General features: G+C 31.8%; 4 protein-coding genes. 2 read left to right on the forward strand and 2 right to left on the reverse strand.

Translation table 11 applies throughout. The features are described from left to right. Positions 1-769: anti-sigma factor (locus tag ABJD66_RS09520; RefSeq protein WP_348130836.1), on the forward strand; the 769-nt coding region annotated here is incomplete at its 5' end. 82 nt (positions 770-851) lie between these two features. Here ABJD66_RS09520 and ABJD66_RS09525 read toward each other — a convergent pair. Both ABJD66_RS09525 and ABJD66_RS09530 read right to left on the reverse strand, forming a co-directional pair. Continuing rightward, the gene (locus tag ABJD66_RS09525) at positions 852-1,337 is read right to left on the reverse strand and encodes a hypothetical protein (protein ID WP_100895914.1); all 486 of its coding nucleotides are present in this window, start codon (positions 1,335-1,337) and stop codon (positions 852-854) included. Between the two features lie 183 nt (positions 1,338-1,520). Then, positions 1,521-1,958 (reverse strand): hypothetical protein, encoded by a 438-nt coding sequence (locus tag ABJD66_RS09530; protein WP_100895915.1) that lies wholly within the window; start codon positions 1,956-1,958, stop codon positions 1,521-1,523. 87 nt (positions 1,959-2,045) lie between these two features. Between ABJD66_RS09530 and truA the strand changes: the two genes are divergently transcribed. Then, positions 2,046-2,840: a tRNA pseudouridine(38-40) synthase TruA gene (gene truA / locus ABJD66_RS09535; RefSeq protein ID WP_303544595.1), complete on the forward strand. Its 795-nt coding sequence runs from the start codon at positions 2,046-2,048 to the stop codon at positions 2,838-2,840. Positions 2,841-2,856: the final 16 nt, after the last annotated feature.

Below are 2,856 nucleotides of genomic sequence, written 5' to 3' on the forward strand. Positions count from 1 at the left end.
AGAAGACTTAGGTGCCGATTATGTTTACGAAGGTTGGATAATTGTAAATGGCGCTCCAGTATCTACCGGAGTATTTACTGTAAATGGCGATGGTGTACCATCTAAAACATCTTTTAGTGTAGATGCCGCAACACTAGACCAAGCAACAGCTTATGTACTTTCTATAGAGCCAGCTGTAGATAATGACCCAGCACCAGCTACAACTAAATTATTATCTGGTGCATTTGCAGCAGAAACAGCAACTGTTAGTATTACAGATTTAGTAGGTGATTTTTCTAGCGCAAGTGGTGAATTCTTTTTAAGAACTCCAACAGATGAAGATGATGGTATGAATAATGGTAACGACCAATACGGAATTTGGTTTGGAATACCAGGAGCACCACCTGCAACAGGTTTAGAATTACCAGTTTTACCTGATGGATGGGTTTATGAAGGATGGGTAGTAGGAGCAGAAGGACCAATAACTACAGGTACATTTATGGATCCTACTGCACAGGTAGAAGATTCTGGCAACCCTTTTAGTGGTGCTAATCCAGGACCTCCAATTCCAGGTGAAGACTTCTTTAATAATGCACCAACAGGATTTATGTTTCCTTTAGATGTTAGAGGTAAAACAGTTGTTATATCTGTAGAACCATCACCAGATAATAGTCCGGCTCCATTTTTACTAAAACCATTAGTAGGAGTATCTGGACAGGAAACAGCACCAACAACTCATACTTTAAGTTTAAACAGTGATTCTTTTCCAACTGGTTGGGTTAAAAGATAATTTATTTTAGTTCATAAAAATAGCCTCTAGAAAATCTAGAGGCTATTTTATTTATGTTTGTATTTGGTTTTGTTTTAGTTCTTTAAGGCCAAGTATCTAAGTCTTCTTCTTCATAACAATCTGTACTGTAATTTCCAATTTCGTTTTTACGAATAGAAAATATTTTTAATGTAACCAAGCACAAACCTAAATAAGCAAGTACAATTGCAATACCTACAGGTAAAAAGTGATTTGGTAAAATAAGATCATCGTATGTACTGTATCCAAAAACAATACTAGCTATATCTACCATTTTATAAATGTAAAAAGCGAAAATAGCATAGAAACCATATTCTAAGTTTCTCATTTCTTTATCTGGGTATTCATTTTCGGTTAATTTAAACCAAAAAGCATACAAATAAATAATGTGTACTGTAGCTAAAAGAATAAAAAAATAACTACCAGGCTGGTTAAAGTGAAATTTGTCTGTTAACAATCCGTAAAAGTTTGAAAACGATACAAGAATTAGTAAAATAACAGATATTAGGACAGATAACTTCCAAGAAATTTTTATTGTTGGTATTTTCATATCATTATAGAGTATAAAGCGGGTGGCTCTATGTTTAATTTAACACAAAATTATATCTTATGTTAAATTTTGATAAATAAAATCGGTTAAACACATAAATATAAGTGTAACTGTATTAGTTTAGATAAACGGTATTTTAGCATAGATAATGTGCACATTAAATAGCTAAAAACAATTAAAACTCTATACTAACCAGCCCTTTTTTGTAGCATAATTAGAGAATAAAAATAGAAATACAGCAATTACTATTATCATTATAGGAAAATAGATAGAAGATGTACCTAAAACTTTTAATGCATTACTCATAAAAAAGGTATACACATTTTGCGCTATAATACCTGCTAATGAGATTAAGAATACAGTTTTAGCTGCTTTTTTACGTATAAGAAGTAACATACTTGCTAATACACCACCAAAAACGGCTATTGCGTAAGCTCCTGTGACCCAAGAAGGTCTTTTATTGTATAACTCTTGTACTTCTTTGGTAAAAGAAGAGAAAATTTCATCAGATATATAAGCCTCTGCTATATATGCCATAACACCCATACAGTTCCAAATTAATGCTATAACAGCAATAACCCAGAACCAAACTGGAATTTTACTTGTGGTTTCGGTATTCATTTTGGTTGGTTTTGTTGGTTAAACAATTGTAAAATACAAAAAAATAAGTTGTTTCTAGTGTTTTATTAATTGCATACTTTTGCTTTTGTGAAAAAACAGAAACAATATTATTTAATACGATTACAATTTTTGGGCTACAGATTTAGTGGATGGCAAAAGCAACCAGGTTATAAAACCATTGAAGGTATGTTAGCTAAAACACTAAAATTTATACTTCCAGAACGTCAATATAAAATTCTAGGAGCTGGTCGTACAGATGCTAAAGTGTCTGCTTTAGATGCTGCTTTTGAGCTTTTTTTAGATGGTGAACCGTTAGAAGATTTAGATTTTTTTTTAAGTGATTTTAATAAAAACTTACCATCAGATATTAGAATTGTTGATGTAAAGCACGTAAAAGAAAAATTTAATATAATACAGCATAGTAAAGAAAAGGAATATGTGTATTTATTTTCTTTTGGAGAAAAAAATCATCCTTATGCTGCACCATTTATGGCAAATATACAGGCAGAGTTAGATTTAGATTTAATGAAAAAAGCTACTAGCTTATTTGTAGGCACACATAACTTTAAAAGTTTTACTGCCAAACCTAAAGAAAATGGCAAGTTTATACGAAAAGTAAACTCTGCAGAAATAAAAGAAAATACAATTTTAAGGGCAAATTTTTTTCCAGAAAAGTCATATGCTTTTCACATCAAAGGCGAGGGGTTTATGCGTTACCAAGTACGTATGTTAATGGGAGCTTTAATTCAGCTAGGAAAAGGAGAAGTAACCCTTTCTGATATAGAAGAAGCCTTAAAGCTAGACAGTACAACTAAATTTGTATTTGTAGCTCCAGGATCTGGCTTAATGCTACATAGTTTAGATTTTAAAGATGATGCTTAAGAGTCATAAGCATCAT

The organism is Cellulophaga sp. (assembly GCF_039943695.1).
In the GTDB taxonomy this organism is placed as follows: Bacteria; Bacteroidota; Bacteroidia; order Flavobacteriales; family Flavobacteriaceae; genus Cellulophaga.